This window comes from Rhizobium sp. WW22 (assembly GCF_047041135.1).
GTDB lineage: Bacteria > Pseudomonadota > Alphaproteobacteria > Rhizobiales > Rhizobiaceae > Rhizobium.
The window spans coordinates 874,119-891,456 of the sequence record NZ_CP178199.1 but is presented as its reverse complement, the minus strand read 5'-3'; the positions used below and the strand labels follow the sequence as shown (position 1 = coordinate 891,456).

The 17,338-nt window shown below is 58.6% G+C and carries 17 protein-coding genes; 10 read left to right on the top strand and 7 right to left on the bottom strand.

Going from position 1 to position 17,338, the window contains the following annotated elements; genetic code table 11:
- Positions 1 to 3 precede the first annotated feature (3 nt).
- The 4 genes from ACK83U_RS23115 to ACK83U_RS23100 all read right to left on the bottom strand — a co-directional run bounded on the left by ACK83U_RS23115 (position 4) and on the right by ACK83U_RS23100 (position 3,510).
- The gene (locus ACK83U_RS23115) at positions 4 to 192 is read right to left on the bottom strand and encodes a hypothetical protein (RefSeq protein ID WP_112609050.1); all 189 of its coding nucleotides are present in this window, start codon (positions 190 to 192) and stop codon (positions 4 to 6) included.
- Complete coding sequence (locus ACK83U_RS23110; RefSeq protein ID WP_112609048.1) at positions 189 to 1,130, bottom strand: carbohydrate ABC transporter permease; 942 nt, start codon at positions 1,128 to 1,130, stop codon at positions 189 to 191. Before ACK83U_RS23110 ends, ACK83U_RS23115 begins: the two co-directional genes overlap by 4 nt.
- Positions 1,127 to 2,074 (bottom strand): carbohydrate ABC transporter permease, encoded by a 948-nt coding sequence (locus ACK83U_RS23105; RefSeq protein ID WP_112337710.1) that lies wholly within the window; start codon positions 2,072 to 2,074, stop codon positions 1,127 to 1,129. Before ACK83U_RS23105 ends, ACK83U_RS23110 begins: the two co-directional genes overlap by 4 nt.
- A gap of 101 nt (positions 2,075 to 2,175) precedes the next feature.
- A complete protein-coding gene (locus ACK83U_RS23100; protein ID WP_112609046.1) occupies positions 2,176 to 3,510 on the bottom strand; it encodes an ABC transporter substrate-binding protein in 1,335 nt (444 codons plus the stop codon).
- A gap of 251 nt (positions 3,511 to 3,761) precedes the next feature.
- On the opposite strand from ACK83U_RS23100, the gene ACK83U_RS23095 reads away from it, so the two are divergent.
- Complete coding sequence (locus ACK83U_RS23095) at positions 3,762 to 4,784, top strand: LacI family DNA-binding transcriptional regulator (RefSeq protein ID WP_112609044.1); 1,023 nt, start codon at positions 3,762 to 3,764, stop codon at positions 4,782 to 4,784.
- 101 nt (positions 4,785 to 4,885) lie between these two features.
- Here the strand turns inward: ACK83U_RS23095 and ACK83U_RS23090 are convergent, their stop codons facing one another.
- The 3 genes from ACK83U_RS23090 to ACK83U_RS23080 all read right to left on the bottom strand — a co-directional run bounded on the left by ACK83U_RS23090 (position 4,886) and on the right by ACK83U_RS23080 (position 7,791).
- On the bottom strand, positions 4,886 to 6,289 hold the full coding sequence (locus ACK83U_RS23090) for a PLP-dependent aminotransferase family protein (protein WP_112609042.1): 1,404 nt from the start codon (positions 6,287 to 6,289) through the stop codon (positions 4,886 to 4,888).
- A 357-nt stretch (positions 6,290 to 6,646) separates the two neighbouring features.
- A complete protein-coding gene (locus tag ACK83U_RS23085) occupies positions 6,647 to 6,910 on the bottom strand; it encodes a hypothetical protein (protein ID WP_112412537.1) in 264 nt (87 codons plus the stop codon).
- A gap of 365 nt (positions 6,911 to 7,275) precedes the next feature.
- A complete protein-coding gene (locus tag ACK83U_RS23080) occupies positions 7,276 to 7,791 on the bottom strand; it encodes an NUDIX hydrolase (RefSeq protein WP_112337713.1) in 516 nt (171 codons plus the stop codon).
- 330 nt (positions 7,792 to 8,121) lie between these two features.
- On the opposite strand from ACK83U_RS23080, the gene ACK83U_RS23075 reads away from it, so the two are divergent.
- From ACK83U_RS23075 to ACK83U_RS23035, 9 genes are all read left to right on the top strand, one after another.
- Positions 8,122 to 8,985: a DMT family transporter gene (locus ACK83U_RS23075; RefSeq protein ID WP_112609040.1), complete on the top strand. Its 864-nt coding sequence runs from the start codon at positions 8,122 to 8,124 to the stop codon at positions 8,983 to 8,985.
- Between the two features lie 351 nt (positions 8,986 to 9,336).
- The gene (locus ACK83U_RS23070) at positions 9,337 to 10,137 is read left to right on the top strand and encodes a class I SAM-dependent methyltransferase (protein ID WP_246699022.1); all 801 of its coding nucleotides are present in this window, start codon (positions 9,337 to 9,339) and stop codon (positions 10,135 to 10,137) included.
- A gap of 265 nt (positions 10,138 to 10,402) precedes the next feature.
- The gene (locus tag ACK83U_RS23065; protein WP_246779911.1) at positions 10,403 to 11,263 is read left to right on the top strand and encodes a prephenate dehydratase domain-containing protein; all 861 of its coding nucleotides are present in this window, start codon (positions 10,403 to 10,405) and stop codon (positions 11,261 to 11,263) included.
- Positions 11,260 to 12,687, top strand: coding sequence for an FAD-linked oxidase C-terminal domain-containing protein (locus tag ACK83U_RS23060; protein ID WP_112609036.1), 1,428 nt, complete (start codon positions 11,260 to 11,262; stop codon positions 12,685 to 12,687). The genes ACK83U_RS23065 and ACK83U_RS23060 overlap by 4 nt, the downstream gene beginning before the upstream one ends.
- 36 nt (positions 12,688 to 12,723) lie before the next feature.
- Complete coding sequence (locus tag ACK83U_RS23055) at positions 12,724 to 13,947, top strand: alpha-hydroxy acid oxidase (RefSeq protein ID WP_112609034.1); 1,224 nt, start codon at positions 12,724 to 12,726, stop codon at positions 13,945 to 13,947.
- A 38-nt stretch (positions 13,948 to 13,985) separates the two neighbouring features.
- Entirely contained in the window at positions 13,986 to 14,966 is a 981-nt protein-coding gene (locus ACK83U_RS23050; RefSeq protein ID WP_162708061.1) for an ABC transporter substrate-binding protein, read from the top strand.
- Positions 14,963 to 15,895 (top strand): ABC transporter permease subunit, encoded by a 933-nt coding sequence (locus ACK83U_RS23045; protein ID WP_112609030.1) that lies wholly within the window; start codon positions 14,963 to 14,965, stop codon positions 15,893 to 15,895. Before ACK83U_RS23050 ends, ACK83U_RS23045 begins: the two co-directional genes overlap by 4 nt.
- On the top strand, positions 15,895 to 16,692 hold the full coding sequence (locus ACK83U_RS23040; RefSeq protein WP_162708064.1) for an ABC transporter ATP-binding protein: 798 nt from the start codon (positions 15,895 to 15,897) through the stop codon (positions 16,690 to 16,692). The genes ACK83U_RS23045 and ACK83U_RS23040 overlap by 1 nt, the downstream gene beginning before the upstream one ends.
- Before the next feature lie 55 nt (positions 16,693 to 16,747).
- Positions 16,748 to 17,299 carry a MarR family winged helix-turn-helix transcriptional regulator gene (locus ACK83U_RS23035; protein ID WP_112337722.1) on the top strand — a complete coding sequence of 184 codons (552 nt, stop codon included), beginning with the start codon at positions 16,748 to 16,750 and terminating at the stop codon, positions 17,297 to 17,299.
- Positions 17,300 to 17,338: the final 39 nt, after the last annotated feature.

Genomic DNA, 17,338 nt, shown 5'->3' with positions numbered 1-17,338 from the left:
GATTCACTCCGGGAAATGGCTGACGATGATGAACATGACTGTTCCTGCCAGCGTCACGAGGAAGGAATAGGAGTAAAGCGACAGCCACAGCGGCTGCATCAGCATGACGACGCCGAGTGCGATCAGGACCGAAGCGAGAATTTCCCACGCGTCGCGGCGCAGGCGTACCAAGCGATTGAGAAACGTCGTCATTTGCGTACCGCTCCGAAGGTGATGCCGCGCAGCAGATGTTTGCGAAGCAGGATCGTGAAGACCATCACGGGAACCAGGAAGATCGTTGCGCCGGCGGCAACCGCTGGCCAGTCCTGGCCGCTGACGCCGATGATGGTCGGGATGAAGGGCGGCGCCGTCTGGGCATTGCCTGATGTAAGCAATACGGCAAACGCATATTCATTCCAGGCGAAGATCAGACAGAAGATCGCCGTTGACGCGATGCCGGTAACGGCCTGCGGCAGCACGACCTTGTAGAAGGCCTGGAACCGCGTATAGCCGTCGATCAGCGCGGCCTCCTCGTACTCAATCGGGATTTCGTCGATAAAGCCCTTGAGAAGCCATACCGACAACGACAGGTTGACGGCAGTGTAGAGCAGGATCATGCCCGCATGCGTGTCGCTGAGGCCAAGCGATCGGAACATCAGGAAGATCGGAATTGCGACGGCGATCGGCGGCATCATGCGGGTCGAAAGAATGAAGAAGAGCAGATCATCCTTCAGCGGAATCTTGAAGCGGGAAAAGGCATACGCCGCTGTCGTGCCAAGCACGATGCAAAGGACCGTCGAACCAAACCCGATGATGACGGAATTATAGAAGCGCTCGGCGAAGCGCGAGGCACCGGTGATGATCAGCCCATCCTTGCGAACCAGCTTGTCGTACCACGTCGTAGGTTCACCAAGCGCTCTGAGTTGATCCTCAGGCACGCGAGTCCGGGTGGTAAAAAGATTGACATATCCCTCCATCGTCGGCTGGAAGACCAGTTTGGGCGGATAGGAAATCGCATCGGCTGGTGATTTGAAGCCGGTCGCGATGATCCACAGCAGCGGGAGGAGGGTTATGACGGAATAGAGGACGACCAGAATACCGGCAAACCATTTCTGACGCGCGGATGGCTCGGTTACGGAATAGCTGCTCATCGTTGTTTGACCCTATTTAGAGCTTTGACATAGATCGATGCCAAACCGAATACGGTGACGAAAAGAATGACGGCGTAGGCGGATGCGTACCCGGTTCGCCATTGTTCGAAAGCGGCGCGCTTCAAGTTGATGGATGTCAGCTCTGTGATCGATCCCGGCCCGCCGCCGGTCAACTGTACGACGAGATCGAACATCTTAAAGTTCTCGATGCCACGGAAGAGGACCGCCAGCATCAGGAACGGCAGTACCATCGGGATGGTAATGGTCCAGAACTGACGCCATTTACTGGCACGGTCGCATTCGGCAGCCTCGTAAATGCTGCTGGGAATGGAACGCAATCCCGCCAGGCAGATCAGCATTACGAAGGGCGTCCACATCCAGGTATCCACGATGACGATGGCCCATGGTGCCAACGTGGTGCTCGCAATCATCGAGAAGCTGGAGGGATCGTTCCCGGTCAGGAAAGCGACCACATAGTTGAAGAGGCCGATTTGCGGCTGGTACAGGAAGGTCCAGAAGTTGCCGACAACCGCCGGACTAAGCATCATCGGAAGCACGATGATCGTCGTCCACAGATCGTTGCCGCGAAACTTCTTGTTGATCAGATAGGCAAGCAAGAAGCCGATCAGAACCTGCAGGATGATGGTCCAGATCAAGAAATGGGCGGTTGCCTGCATGCTCCGCCATACGTCGCCATCCGTCAGGATATTGATGTAATTTCTCAGGCCGACAAACCGTATCGGCTCGTTGGGTCGGTTCACGCGGAAGTTCGTGAAGCTGAGGCGGATCGTCCAAATCAATGGAAAGATGTTGATGGCAAGCAGCAACACGATCGAGGGCGCGACGAAAAGCCAGGCTATGGCGCGATCAGAAAGACCTTTGACGCGCGCTGCGATCGCGGGCGGCGTCGCACCGGCAATCCGATCGATCGGTGAGTGGAGCATGTCCGTCTCCTTGGCATGAAATTGGTGGTGGGCAGAGCCAGCCCAGTCGGCACGGCTGACCCTGCGTGACGCCACTATCGGGGAATACCCCTATGCCGGCGTCAATATTTTCCGTCGTCCTGGAAGACACCCTTCCAGTCCTTGACGAGCCCGTCGAGCGCGTCCTTTGCGGTACCTTGGTTTGCGACCACATAGTCATGAAACCGCTTCTGCGATGCCTGCAGGAGGGAGGCGTAGGAAGGCTCGGCCCAGAAATCTTCGACGATTGCCATCGAATCGAGGAACGGCTTTGCATAGGGCTGGCTTGACGCAAAGCCCGGATCGTCCACGACAGCCTTCAGTGCCGAATAGCCGCCAAGCGCCCACCACTTTCGCTGGATCTCAGGTTGCGCGAACCATTTGATGTAATCGAGGGCCTCGGTCTTTTTATCGGAGTTGGCAACCACGGAGATGCCCTGCCCTCCGAGCTGGGCGAACTGTGTACCCTTCGGGCCGGCGGGGTTTGGGAAATAGCCGGTCTTTTTGCCACCGACATTGGCATCGGCATTGATGCCCGGCCAGGTGAAGGTGAAGTTCATCTGCAAGGCGACCTGCCCTGACTTATAGGCATCGACGTCTTCGGTCATATAGGCATCGGAATGACCGGGAGGCGTGCAGCACTCATAGAGTTTCTTGTACTTCTCAAGGCCCGCGACTGCTTCCGCCGAGTTTACGAAGCCTTCCAGATCATAGGGTTTGTTCGGATTCTGATATTGGAAGCCGTAGCTATAAAGGGCATTCATTGCCCCCATGGTGATGCCTTCAGAGCCACGCTCGGTGTAGATTGCCGCGCCATAGACTTTCTTGCCGTCGATTTCGCGCCCCTGGAAGAAGGCAGCGATGTCCGTCAGCTCGTCCCAGGTCTTCGGAACGGCAAGGTCGCGGCCGTACTTCTTCTTGAACTCCGCCTGAAGCTCTGGGCGGGAGAACCAGTCCGCGCGATAGGTCCACCCAACGACATCGGCGAATGCCGGCAGCGCCCAGTAATTCGGTGTATTCTTTGGCCACTCGGCGTATCCGACCACGGTCGCGGGGATGAAATCGTCCATCTTGATTCCTTCCTTATCGAAGAAATCGTTGAGCTTGACGTATTGACCGTTTTCCGCCGCGCCGCCGATCCACTGGCTGTCGCCGATCATCAGGTCGCAAAGCTTGCCGCTGGAATTCAGTTCATTGAGCATACGGTCTGCGAAATTCGGCCAAGGCACAAATTCATAGTGCATCTTATTGCCGCTCTTCTTCTCAAAATCTTTGCTCAGCTCCACCAAAGCATTGGCGGGATCCCACGCCGCCCAGCATAGAGTCAGATCGGCGGCTTGAGCGTGCGACGCCGCGGCCGCGGATACGGCAACATATATCCCTGCAGCAACTGCCGGGCTCAGCAAAAGAGACCTCATGGCTTCAATCCTCCCGTTGAACCTCTCGACCTCCATCGAGAAGATAAGTGAAAGCGTGACGGCCGGAATGTTGCGAAACGCACTCCAGACCCGGCCTATCTTCCTTCGATCCGACCCGATGGCCGGACAATAAAGAAATAACTGAGGTGCGCACCTCAATGCAAGCGGTTTTTGAGGTCCGCACATCAATTCTTGCTTTTCTCTCGTTTTTGAGGGAAATGTTTGCTGTCTGTAATTCAAGTGGAGCTATCATGCGGCCAACAGCAAAGGACCTTGCGGAAGCCGCCGGCGTAAGCCTTGCCACAGTCGACCGGGTTTTGAACAATCGCCCCAATGTGAGCAAGAAAGCGGCCCGCAGCGTTCAAGAAGCCATTGAACGCATTGGCTTTATCCGAAACCCTGCCGCCGTCAGCCTCGCACGCAACAAGAGCTATAAGTTTCGGTTCATCCTGCCAAAGTCGGGAGATCTCTATCTTGGCGAGCTGTTGCGTCGGGTGGAGAATCTAGGAGCGGCACTCAAAAGCGACCTGACCGATATAGACTGCGTTCAGATCTCCACCGAAGACGCCCACGGTGTTGCGAAATATCTCACCGGCATCAGCGAGGACACCGTCGACGGCATAGCCGTGATGGCGCCGGAATCGCCCCAGGTACGCGATGCCTTGATACGGCTTTTGGAAAGGGACATCAAGGTCGTCCAATTTCTGTCCGGTCAGGAAAAGCTTCCCGCCGCGGATTTCGTGGGCGTTGACAACTTCGCGGCAGGTGCAACGGCAGGACGATTGATCGGCACGTTTGTCCGTCAGACACGGGGGAAGGTGATGATCGTCGCAGAGACCATGCAATCATTGGACAGTATTCAGCGGCGTCACGGCTTCGATACCATAATCAATGAGCAGTTTGCGAACCTCACCTGCCTTCCATCGATCGAGACACACGCTGACGAGAAGCGAGCAAGCCAGATTATCGGCCGCGTACTTGAGAGCAACAAAGATGTTGTTGCCGCCTACATACTGAGCTCAGAGGCGCGCATTCCCCTCTTGGCAGCTGCGGCGACAAGCGATCTGCGCAATCTATCGGTCGTGGTCCACGAGCGCACCCCTTTTACTGAAGAAGGATTGCGCGACGGCAGCATCAATGCGGTCATCGCGCTGGATCCGGGTCATGCCGTGCGCAGCGCGGTTCGCATCATGCGCGCTCGTGCCGACGCACGTGAGCTATTGGCCGAACAAGAGCGGTTACGCATTGAGATCCTCCTGAAAGAAAATCTGTAGACGCTCCTCTCCTTTAGAACGCCCGCACGCCGAGTTTCTGATGTGCGCAGCTCATATGGCATCGCATAAAAAACCGTTAGAGACATGCCATTCTACGATGCCTAGAAGAATGAGGCGGACATTTCCGGTGGGCCTTCGAGCGCATGCGCCATGAAGTCGAGCGCGCCTTTCAGTCGGTCGCGGCCGATCGGCCCGCCAAGGCAGATGCGCACGGCCTCGCTGACCGCACCATCGACAGTAAAGGCGTCGCTCGCCACGACGCCGATTCCGGAGGAACGCATGTGACTGCTGAAGGTCGACCGGGTCCAGCCGTTGGTTAGCGGCATCCAGATGTTGAAGCTGATCGGATCGGCCTTGTAGCTGCCCTCGGGCAGAATATCGGCCACCATCTGCTGGCGGGCAGCGGCCTCGGCGCGGATGAAGCGCAGGATCGAATCCGCCGTGCCATCCTCGATCCAGCGCGTGGCGAGCGCAACGGTCATCGGCGAGGCCATGACATTGTTTGTACGCATGGCGCTGACGAAGGGCCAGATCGCCTTTGTGTCCGGAGCAACCACATAGGCAAGGCGAAGGCCGGCGCCGATGCATTTTGCAAGACCTCCAATATGCCATGTCAAGTCTGGCGCGATGGCGCCAAACGGCGGCGGCCCGTGCAAAGGAATGAAGCCGTAGGCATCATCCTCAATGATGGGCACATGATATTTGCGGGCGATGATGGCGATCTCCCCGCGACGCTTCTCGGGAATGGTCAGCGTCAAAGGGTTCTGCAGCGTCGGATTGAGATAGAGCGCTTTCGGCTGCAGCCGCTCGCAAGCCTCGGCAAAAGCATCGGGCAATATACCCTCATCATCCATCTGCAAGCCTGAGAGATTGAGGCGCAACTGGGCAGCGATCGAGCGCATACCCGGATAGGTAATGATTTCCGACAGGACTGTCTCGCCAGGCTTTGCCAGAAGACCGAAGATCGCCAGCAGCGCCGGATGCGCGCCTGGCGTTACGAAGATACGCTCCTGCGAAGGCACCAGGCCGCGACGGCTGAGCCAGGCGGCAGCGGCATCCTTATCCATGCCTGATCCGCCGAAGCCCTGGTATCGCAGCAGCGGAACCAGATTGCTTGCCACGGCTGACAGGCCTTCGCGCATGCGGGCAATCAAATCCGCATCGTCAGGCTCCGGTGGAAGGTTCATCGACAAGTCCACCAACGAAGTTCGACGTGGATCGGGCATGGCATCGGACACGAAACCATGCCTTTCGCGATCTTGCCCGCCTGTGACGAAGGTGCCCCTGCCGACGTGCGAATCCACCAGACCGCGCTTCTGCGCCTCGACATAACCGCGAGCCACCGTGGTGAAATCGATGTTCAGCCGCTTGGCCATCTCCCTTTGCGGCGGCAAACGGTCTCCCACCGCGAGCACGCCGCTTCTCAAATCCATTTCGATCAGGTCGGCGATAGCCATATAGCGAGGGCTGGAGGAGCGACTAAGGTCAGGATGCCAGTCTTTCATGTCGTGATCCGCAATGTGTGATGGGCGCATGGGCGAGTCACCATTGACCATATATTGTTGCAAAATTCCCTGTCACGGGAAAACGCCTGCGCATAAGTGCGATGCTTCGCCAACAGTTGCCGGTGGTCATCATCACAATGGCAAATTGCCTCCAAAATTGATCTCTTAATCGAATGTCTTTTTGAAGAAATTGGATGCAAATTGTGCAGCATCAATTTGGCGCGGCGCTTGTTATTTCATGGCACACCGCCACAAGAGCTCTTCTTGGGGGCGACATAATCCGATGCACTCTCGCCTGATTGGCTGTGGCCATCGCCGAAGCCACGCTCGCCAGGACGGACTATCCGGTGATAGGGGTCAATCGAACGGGTTATCGAGATATACCCGATCTACGAGCTTCAGGCTGCGGTCAGGCTGCAGGATGTAGGTCTCGCGCACTCGTTCACCCCACTGATCCGTGAATGTGTGAGGGACAATGCTGCCGACCGGTGACTTTTGTAACCGTTGGCTCGGCTGCCCGCCGTAGGTGATGCTTCCGGGAATAGGCTTCAGCCCCTCTTGGCTGGCTTGGCAGGCCGCAAGCATTCCCGCCAGAATTCCCGCTGCGACTATTCTCTTCATCGCCTGCTCCAATCTTGCTTCGATACACCAAACCAAATGTTAGTATGGAGGTCACCAAGTGGATCATAGATCAGCGAAGAGCATCAAGCCCGAATATTCGCCCTGCCACCGGAGATTCCTCCAATGACAGGGCGGACCGCCGACGGGTGATAGTGGTGTCGGCGACCGGGGGCGGTCATCCACTATCCGAATAGACCCGCGTTGAACACGGACCTTAGTCTGATGACGAGTGACACTCTTGCCAAGATGAACCGGAATTCGGTGGGTATCGAAACGCCGCAAAGGCCGGATGCCAATCACTGGCCGCGTCTGACCGCTTTCGCTCCATTATTCTTCCAGCTAAGCAGATAGGATCGTACAAGTGATTATTTGCGCTGAGGCTTAAAGTTGACGAGCAATGATTTAAGCTCGATTTCACGCACGCGGCGTGCCGCCTCGTCGGGGCTGACCCAATCAATCCGGCGCTGTCCTCGCTCCTTGAACTCCGCCCCGACCTCCTTCACTTCGATTTGGAACATGTCGACGACGCAGGGCGCGACTTTTCCGTCAGGGAGTTCTTTAAGATAGGTGTACCGGCCAAACGGCACCTTCCTTACCTTGCCACGAACGCCCGCCTCCTCCCAGGCTTCGATCGCAGCCGCTTCGTGAGGCTCCTTGCCTTTCATTGGCCAACCTTTCGGTACAATCCAACGGCCGCTCTCGCGTGACGTAATCACCAATATCTCGATTTCGCCTTCATCACCCTTGTAGCGGAAACAAAGAGCGCCATACTGATTGCGGAAAGCACTTGAAAACAGCTTCTCCGGCGTCCGCGCAAGCTGCTGCAGTAAGTGTTTCGGTTTGGGTGATGCAGGCTTTCCGCCTTGCTTTTTCGACTTCATGCCGTCCAGCTTGTCAGATTTTCACCCGTGCCTCAATTACGCTAGCGGCGTTTTGAACCCGAAGATACTGCTGGCGCCTACCTGATATGACGGGCAGGCGGCGCAAGTCGTTCCACCTGCCACGCTCAAACATTGCGCGATCCATCAACCAAGATCCCAAACCGTCGGCAATCGCCATCGCAGAAACCGGCGCAGCAGCGACATCGCGGACGCAAGTTAATAATAATTGCGTTTTGCAAGTAAATAGTTGACATTACGCTCCGAGCCCTGTGCACCTTGTGCTGAACTCGCCGCTTGCCTGGATTACCGTCTGGCCACAAAGGATGTGAGATGACCGCAGCCCTGTTTCTTGCGACTGTGCTTTTTTGGGGGTCGGGCGCCATTGTGACGTCCCTTCAGGCAAGTGCTTCCGCACCTGAGCTATCGGTCGCCATTCGCATGTTTCTTGTTGGGTCAGGCATGCTCGGCTTTTCGATCGCAACCGGCAAACCGATCACAATTATGCGCGGCGACCGCTCTTGGGTGGCAATGCAGGGCATATTGTTTTTCGGGCTTGCTTTCATCGCCTTTTACAAGGCGACGCAAGGTATACCGAGCGGGATCGCAGCTCTGGTGCTGTCGAGTTCCTCGCTTTTCGCCGCGGTAGCCAGCCGGTTTCTGCTGGATCTACGAATAAGCCGCCGCGCCGCGATCGGCATAATTTTTGGTCTACTGGGCCTCGGCATCGTAGCCGCCCCACAGATCTTTGCCTTGCATCTCAACCCGCAAACCCTGAAAGGCTTCGTATGGGCCGCCATTGCCGCGATAGCGACCGGCGCAGGGACGGCGATCGCTGCGCGCAACCAGCGGCGGGGCGTGCCCATCCCAGTCCTCATGGGTTGGGGCGCATTGTGCGGATGCGGCTTCGGGTTCGCCTGGGCTGTGGTTGTCGGCACGTCCCTGACAATACCTGTAACAACCAGCTATCTGGCACAGCTTGCCTATCTCGCAATTGTCGCCTCCTGCGTCACCTTTCTCATGTATTTCACGCTGATTGAAAAGGTCGGCCCAGCCCGCGCGGCTTATGCGCTAACCGTTGTTCCCATTGTTGCTATGACAATTTCCGTCATATTCGAAGGGCTGCGCGTCGATACACGTCTCGCCCTCGGTGGCGCAACGATCATTCTGGGCAATATCCTGATCCTTAATGCCTGAAGCCGGACCGTTAACAATCATTTGAGATCAGGATCGTACCCGGCTGTGCGTTGGCAAGCATTGGGATCATGACCGGCTATAGCTTAGCGGCCCCTGCGAAATCCGGGATAGGGCTATTCCAGTCGGGGAGAATATCCTCTTCAGACAGCAATTGTCTCGGGCAAAACTGCCTCCAAATAGATCGATTGCACAAAGCTTATGCATGTCTAAATTACTTGCAAATAGCAATTGATTTCCTAGCAAATCTATGTTGTAGTTTTAATCATAAGAGGTAAATCGCATCGCGATTACCCGCATAACTAGAATCTAGGGAGATGTCCGAACCGCAACAATTTTGGAAGGCATATGTTCATGTATATGTCCTCGACACCGATTGAATCTGAGGTCGTCTTTTCAGGCCGCCGCTCGGCGACCTACCGCGATGCACTCCACCTCTTTCCCGATGCCTGGCTTGACGATATTGCCGCCATGCGCCGCTTCCTGCAGCCGGTCGACGGCCGACGCGTCTTGGAAATCGGCGCCGGCAACGGTCATTTCAGCCGAGCGATCGCCGAAGATGTAGGCCCTACAGGCTTACTGGTCGCAACCGATCCGTCCACCGAACAACTTGAGGATCTCGAAATCGAAAGTGGCGGCCGGATCAGAGTCTTCGGTCAGGCAGCGCACATGCTCGACCTGCCGATCCGCGATTTTGACATGGCCTGGTCGCGCGGCGCCGTCCACCATATTTCCGACAAGACAGCGGCTTGGACGGCTATCGCAGCCCATATGCGCCCCGGCGGCAAGCTGGTAGTTGCCGACATCTTCGCCGGAACGCGGCTTGCCGCCTATTTCGACGATTTTATCGCCCTGAGTTGCTGCACCGGCCACGAGGTCTCTTTCCTCTCGCGGGAATTTGCCACCAGCCTGTGCGCTCTGACCGGATGGGATAAGCCCCAATTTACCGATGTCACCACCCGCTGGCGCTTCGACACCAAGGCAGATCTCGGACATTTTCTGCGATTGCTGTTCTCGGCAACCGAGATCTTCACCGACGACGACTGCCTTGTTGCAGCAGAACGCCATCTTGACATCGTTTCCGACGGCAACGGCATCGCCCTGCTGTGGCCGATGACAGTGATGGAAACGACAAGGCTGCCGACCGCAAATTAATCATGGATGAGCGATCACAGGCGCTCGACGCGGGACGGGACAATCCTGCCCGCGGCGTGACCTGGCATGCGCAAATTTCCTTCGGAGTTCGCCTATGACATCGACCGCCGCAAACCGTGGATCCACGGCCCCTCGCCCCGCGATCCCTTTCGATCCGCATACAAGTACATTGCCTCCGGTTGCCACGAAACTTGGCTCGGAGCTTGCGGTCCATAAGGTCGGCTATAATGGTCGGCCCGGTGCATTTGCGGATGTTGCCTGCAGGATGGCGTTCCCATCCGCCGACCGCATCGCCCTGCCGAGCCTGGAGACCACGATTGCCAGCACCGTCCGCGGTGAAGTCGACCGGATCCTCCTGCCATGCGAAAACAGCTTGGTCGGGCGGGTGCCGGATGTGCACAGGATCGTGCCCGACAGTGGTTTGCACATCGTCGGCGAGCATTTTCAGCGCGTCGAACATTGCCTCATGGCGCCGCCAGGCGCATCGCTTGCAAGCATCAGGCGCGTGCGTTCGCACCCCGTCGCACTTGGTCAGGTCAGCCGGCTAATTGCGGCGCTCGACCTAGAGGCCATTGCCGCTCCGACGACATCGCACGCCGCCGAGCTGGTGGCATCTTGCAAGGATCCGAGCGAGGCCGCAATTGCCTCGGATGTCGCAGCCGACCTTTATGGATTGGATATCCTCAAACGCAATGTCGAAGACGATCCGCATAACACGACACGGTTCTACGTGCTGTCTGCCGAACCTCAAGCGGTCGAGCAAAAAACACAGCTTCTGACGACGATCGTCTTCCGCACCCAGAACCGGCCGGGCTGCCTCTACCATGCCATTGCCGGATTTGCCGAAAACGGCATCAACATGACCAAGATCGAAAGCTATCTTGTCGGCGGACAGTTCGTGCCATCCCGCTTCCTTTGCGAGTTCGAGGGCGATCCAGCCGCACCGGAGGTGGCCGATGCACTCGATATTCTCGCCCATCATGCTCGCGAGCTGGTCGTGCTTGGGACATTCCCGATGGCAAGCCGCCACCTGCGCAACCGCAGTGAGGAAAATCTCTCGTCATGGGGGACCAAGCCTCCAGCCGCCTTTCGATGGTCTGATGGCCAGCAGGAGGCCGAGCGATGACGTCTGCGGTAAACCACTACGGACGCCATGGCGATCTTGTCGATGCGGCAATCGCGAAATTGAAGCTGCATTTTGGCGAGCGGCTGACAACGGCGACGGCCGTGCGTGATCAGCATGGCCATGATGTGAGCTGGCATCCCTCCTATCCGCCGGATGCGGTCGTCTTCCCGGATACGGCGGATGAGGTATCACGCATCGTCGCGACCTGCCACGCCTTCGATGTGCCGGTAATCCCGTTTGGAACCGGCACCTCCTGTGAGGGTCATGTTGCCGCCCTTATGGGTGGAATATGCATCGATCTCTCGCGGCTGGATCGAATTTTGACGATTCAACCGGACGATATGACGGCGACGGTCGAGGCAGGCGTCACCCGCAAGCGCCTGAACGCCGAACTGCGCGATACCGGACTGTTCTTTCCCGTCGATCCCGGCGCGGATGCCTCACTTGGCGGAATGGCTTCGACGCGCGCCTCCGGTACGAATGCCATGCGGTATGGCACGATGAAGGACAATGTCGTTTCACTCGGTGTCGTTCTGCCCAATGGCGATCGGATCCGCACCGCAAGCCATGCCCGCAAATCGGCCGCGGGCTATGATCTGACACGTCTATGGGTGGGATCGGAAGGCACGCTCGGCATCGTGACCGACGTAACTGTTAAATTGCACCCAATTCCGGACCACGTCGTTGCGATTTCGGCGAGTTTCTCCACACTGGAACAAGCGGTCGGCTTCGTGCTTGTTGCAACCAGGCTCACCGACACTTTGGCACGTATCGAACTGCTCGATGAACTGCAGATCGAGGCCGTCAACAGCTATTCAAAACTCTCCTTGCCGGTCGAGCCGACGCTTTTTATCGAACTGCACGGTAGTCGCGCAGCGGTCGAGGCCGGGTTGCTGTTCATAGAAGCGGAGGCACATGCCGCTGGCGCCAGCCGGTTTGATACCGCAGTATCGGCGGAGGCCCGAGGCAGGCTCTGGCAGGCACGTCATGATATTTGGTGGGCCAACCTTGCGCTGCGCCCGGGCGCAAGCGCCCTGCCGACAGATAGCTGCGTGCCGGTATCCCGGCTGGTCGAGGCAATTCTTGCTGCCAAGGCCGATGTGCGAGACCTCGGTCTTCTCGCACCGATCTGCGGCCATGTGGGGGACGGAAATTTCCATCTTTGCGTCCTATTCGATCCCGCCGATCCCGATGAGCGTCAGCGCGTCGAAACCCTGACCAAACGTCTTGCGGCCCGCGCAATCGCGCTGCAGGGGACATCGACCGGCGAGCATGGGATCGGCCACGGCAAGATGGCCGCGCTCGTCGCAGAGCATGGTCCCGCCATTCGAGTGATGGCCGCGATCAAACGTGCCGTCGACCCTCACAACATCATGAATCCAGGCAAGATTTTCAATCTCGCCGAGGCACCGCCGTTCAATTGAGCAAGATCCATAAACCAGGGAGGGAATAGAATATTCATGTCCAGCCAGCATGGTCCGGCCTCCATCGCCGACTTCAGAATCGCCGCGCAACGCGCATTGCCGAAAATGGTCTTTGATTTTTTCGACGGCGGCGCCGGCTCGGAACTCACATTGCGCGAAAACAGGGCTGCACTGGATCGGATCCGTCTCGTCGGCTCTGCGCCGGTCGATGTTGGCCACCGCTCGGCGGCCATCTCGCTCTTCGGCAAACCGCTCTCAATGCCGATCATCATCGGACCGACCGGGCTGGCGGGTGCTGCATGGCCCGCGGGCGACCAGGCATTGGCCCGGGCAGCCGCACAAGCGGGAATCCCCTTTGTCATGAGTTCGGCGGCCAGCGCGTCCATGGAAGCCGTGGCAGCCGCCGGTGAGGGAAGGAAGTGGTTTCAGCTCTACCTGTTCCGGGACCGCGAGGTGAGCCTTAGACTGTTGCAGCACGCCCAGGCCTTGGGCTTCGAAGCAATCGAGATCACCGTCGACAACGCCATTCCCGGCAGGCGGCTGCGCGATGCCCGCAATGGCTTTTCACTGCCGTTCCGCTGGACGCCAAAGAAGCTCCTGAGCCTTGCCACCCATCCCGGCTGGGCATTGCGGATGGCGCGTGCCGGTGCACCGAGGCTGGAGGTCATGGCGGCCGAGTTCGACCTCAGGTCCGCCGCCACCATCGCCGAGGTGATGGAACAGCAGCTCGATCCGACCGTATCCTGGGACGATATCGCCTTCATACGCGATCGCTGGAAAGGCCCTTTGATCCTTAAGGGGTTACTCGATCCAGTGCAGGGGGCAAGGGCAGCCGAATTGGGACTGGACGGTATCGTGGTCAGCAATCATGGCGGCCGGCAGCTCGATGGAGCCGTTGCAAGTATCGATATGCTGCCGGAATTCGCTGCCGCGGTGGCCGGTCGGCTGGCCATTCTCGTCGATAGCGGATTTCGCAGCGGCACCGACGTCATCAAGGCCCTTGCCCTCGGCGCCACGGCTGTGCAGCTCGGCCGTGCAACGCTCTACGCGCTTGCGAGCGGTGGAGAGGAAGCGGTCTCCCGCGCTTTGAGCATCCTCGCTGCAGAACTCGATGTCGCCCAGGCGATGACGGGTTCACCGACCATCGCCGATATCGGCCCTGCAAAGCTCCGGCTGCCGCCGCCCTTGATCCGGACCGAAAGGGTGGCGACACCTGGCGAGCTCGCCTCATCCCGCCCGCAAACCTTCGCAGCCGCTTGAACGAATTTTCCGAAAACCCTTCCGAGGAGATCATTCCCATGCGCCGTAGAACTGCTCTGTTTCACGCCCTCGCCCTCTCAGCATTGCTGATGCCGCTGCCCACAGCGACCGCATTTGCGGCCGACAAGACGGTTGCCCTGACCTATATCGTCGAACACCCGGCCATCGATGCGGCCCGCAAAGGGATCGTCGATGCGCTGGCGGATGCCGGCTTCGTTGACGGCAAAACCATCACGCTCGATGTCGCCAGCGCTCAAGGCAGCATGCCGACACAAACGCAGATCGCCAAAACTTTTGCCGGCAAGGCACCGGACCTGATCGTTGCCATCTCGACGCCGTCGGCTCAGGCCTGTCAGGCGGCGGCGAAAGGGGCAATCCCGATCGTGTTTTCCGCAGTGACGGATCCTGTTGCAGCAAAACTGGTCAAGAGCTTTTCGCAGCCAGACGGTACGCTCACCGGCACCAGCGACAAGCAACCCCTAAATCTGACCTTTGAACTGATCCACAAACTGACGCCAACGGCAACGAAGGTCGGCGTTCTCTACAATGCCGGCGAGGCCAACTCCGTCGCACAGGTGGCGGACATGAAGGCGGCAGCAGCGAAATTCGGCATGAGTATCGTCGAGGCGACGGCAGCGCAGTCGGCCGCCGTGCCGGATGCTGCCCGTAGCCTAGTCGGCAAGGCCGACGTCATCCTGCTGCCGACCGACAGTACGGTGGTTTCGGCCGTCGAAAGCGTGGTCAAGGTCGGCGTCGATGCAAAGATTCCGGTCTATGCCAGTGACACCAACTCCGTCGAACGCGGCGCAATGGCTGCGCTTGGCTTCAATTACTATAAGCTCGGGCGGCTGACGGGCGAGATCGCCGCCAAAGTTCTGAACGGCGCAAAGCCCGCCGACATCCCGGTTGGAACTCTGGACAGCGAGGATCTCTACCTCAATCTCGTCTCGGCCAAGAAGATGGGCGTTACTCTGTCCGAGGCCACGACGCAAAGCGCAGCAAAGGTGATCGCACAATGAGCCTGATTGCCCTTTCCGGCGCCTGCGAGGCAGGCCTGCTGTTTGCCCTCGTGGCCCTTGGCGTCTATCTTTCGTTTCGGGTGCTCGATTTTCCGGATCTGACTGTCGATGGCAGCTTTCCGCTAGGCGCTGCAGTCGCAGCATCCGCGATTATGGCCGGCGTGCCGCCTATGGTCGCAACACTCCTCGGATTTGCGGCGGGCGCGGTCGCCGGCTTCGTAACGGCATTTCTGTCGGTTCGATTGAAGATCATGAACCTGCTGGCGGGTATCCTGACCATGGTCGCGCTGTTTTCGATCAACCTGCGCATCATGGGCAAACCGAATATATCGCTCTACGGCACCGACACCATATTTTCCTGGATCGGCACGATTGCCGCACTCGGTGTCTGGGGCAATACAATATTGCTCCTCTGCATCGTGGTGACCGCAAAGGTTCTGGTTGACTGGTTCCTCGCGACGCACATGGGACTTGCCTTGCGTGCAACCGGCGCCAACCCGAAGATGGCCGAGGCGCAGGCCGTCGACAACGGCCGCATGGTCATGCTTGGCATGGCTCTCGCCAACGGCCTCGTTGGCCTTGCCGGAGCGCTGTATGCCGAAAGCCAGGGTGTTGCCGATGTCTCCATGGGTATCGGCACCATCGTCACCGGTCTTGCCGCCGTCATTATCGGCGAGACAATCGTCGGCGCCGGGTCGGTTGCGCGCGCCACTCTCGGCTGCATCCTCGGCGCATTGATCTACCGTCTGGTCATCGCCCTGGCACTTGATGGGGGCGTGATCGGGATCCAGGCGCAGGATCTCAATCTGGTAACCGCACTGGTGGTCGCCGTTGCCGTGATGATTTCAAAAACGCGGCTGAAGAAGCTGCCCGGCATCAGGCGTACCCGGCTGTCGGAGCCGTCGAAAGCAGAAGGAGCAGCCTCATGATGCTGAGACTCGATACGATCTCGGTCACGTTCAATCCCGGCACTGCTCTCGAAGTAGCGGCGCTGCGTGGCGCTTCGCTGGCCATTCCCCATGGCCAGTTCGTAACCGTGATCGGCAGCAATGGCGCAGGAAAATCCACACTGCTTTCGGCCATTGCCGGCGCAATTTCGCCCGACAAGGGCCGGATCGTGATTGATGGCGTAGACGTCACGCGACTGTCTGCCCAGGCGCGGGCGCGATTCATCGGCCGCGTATTTCAGGACCCACGGATCGGAACCTGTGAGGCTCTGACCGTCGAGGAAAATCTTGCGCTCGCCTCCGCACGCGCCGGGCGACGAGGGCTGTCCCTTGCGCTTGGCGGGAGACGTGGCCGCTCGCGATTTGAGGAACAGCTCGCCGGCCTCGGGCTCGGACTTGAAACGAAGCTTAGAGCGCGAATTGGCACACTTTCCGGCGGTCAGCGGCAGGCGGTAAGCCTGTTGATGGCAACGTTGCTGCCAATGAAGATACTTCTTCTCGACGAACATACAGCCGCGCTTGACCCCAAGGCGGCAGCGCGCATCCTGGCACTTTCGGCGGAGATCAGCGAGCGTCAGCATCTCACCACGCTGATGGTCACGCACAGCATGCGCCATGCTCTCGACTATGGCCAGCGCACCATCATGATGAGTGGCGGGCGCATCGTGCTTGATGTTGCAGGTGATGAACGGGCAGGTTACGACGTCCCCGACCTGATCGCCCTGTTCGGGGCAGTAAGCGGCGGCGAGGTCGCCGAGGACAGGTTGCTGCTCGCTTGATTGTCGCCCGGCGTGGCGGCTTGTTTTCACAATTGTGCTGGAATATATCTGCAATATGCAATTAAAAAACGATCAAGCTGACAATGGGCTGGCGGAGGAACGCGAGGATGGGACGGCATTAAAGCCGGCCTTCCGGCTCGATCGCTGGATACCCTATCGAATGTTTCTGGTCGCAAGCAGCACCGCTGAGCTGCTCGCCTCCTATTACGGACCAAGATACGGTCTGTCGCAAGCCTCGTGGCGAATTCTCGCCATCGCCGGTGGCCGTCCCGGGCTTTCGAGCAAGGAAATCTGCCACGCAGGCGCGCTCGATCAATTTGCCGTCAGCCGCGGTATCGCGCAACTGGTTTCGCTGGGCTTCGCCAGGCGCAACGCCGGGGCGGGCGACCGGCGGTTTTCGGCCGTCGAACTCACATCCGAGGGCTACAAGGTGCTCGACGAGATCGTGTCGATCGGTCAGGCGATGGAGGCACGCATCCTCGAAAGCCTGTCTGAACACGAGCGCGAGATGCTCCATGCCATGCTTGATCGCATCGAGGATGCTTGCGCTGGAGCTGTCGCTCGCGGGTGGCAGGCCGTGGTTGGCGACGTCAGATCTGGAGGCTGATCCAATTCGGCATGCAAGCGGCCCGGCACATGGCTGAAA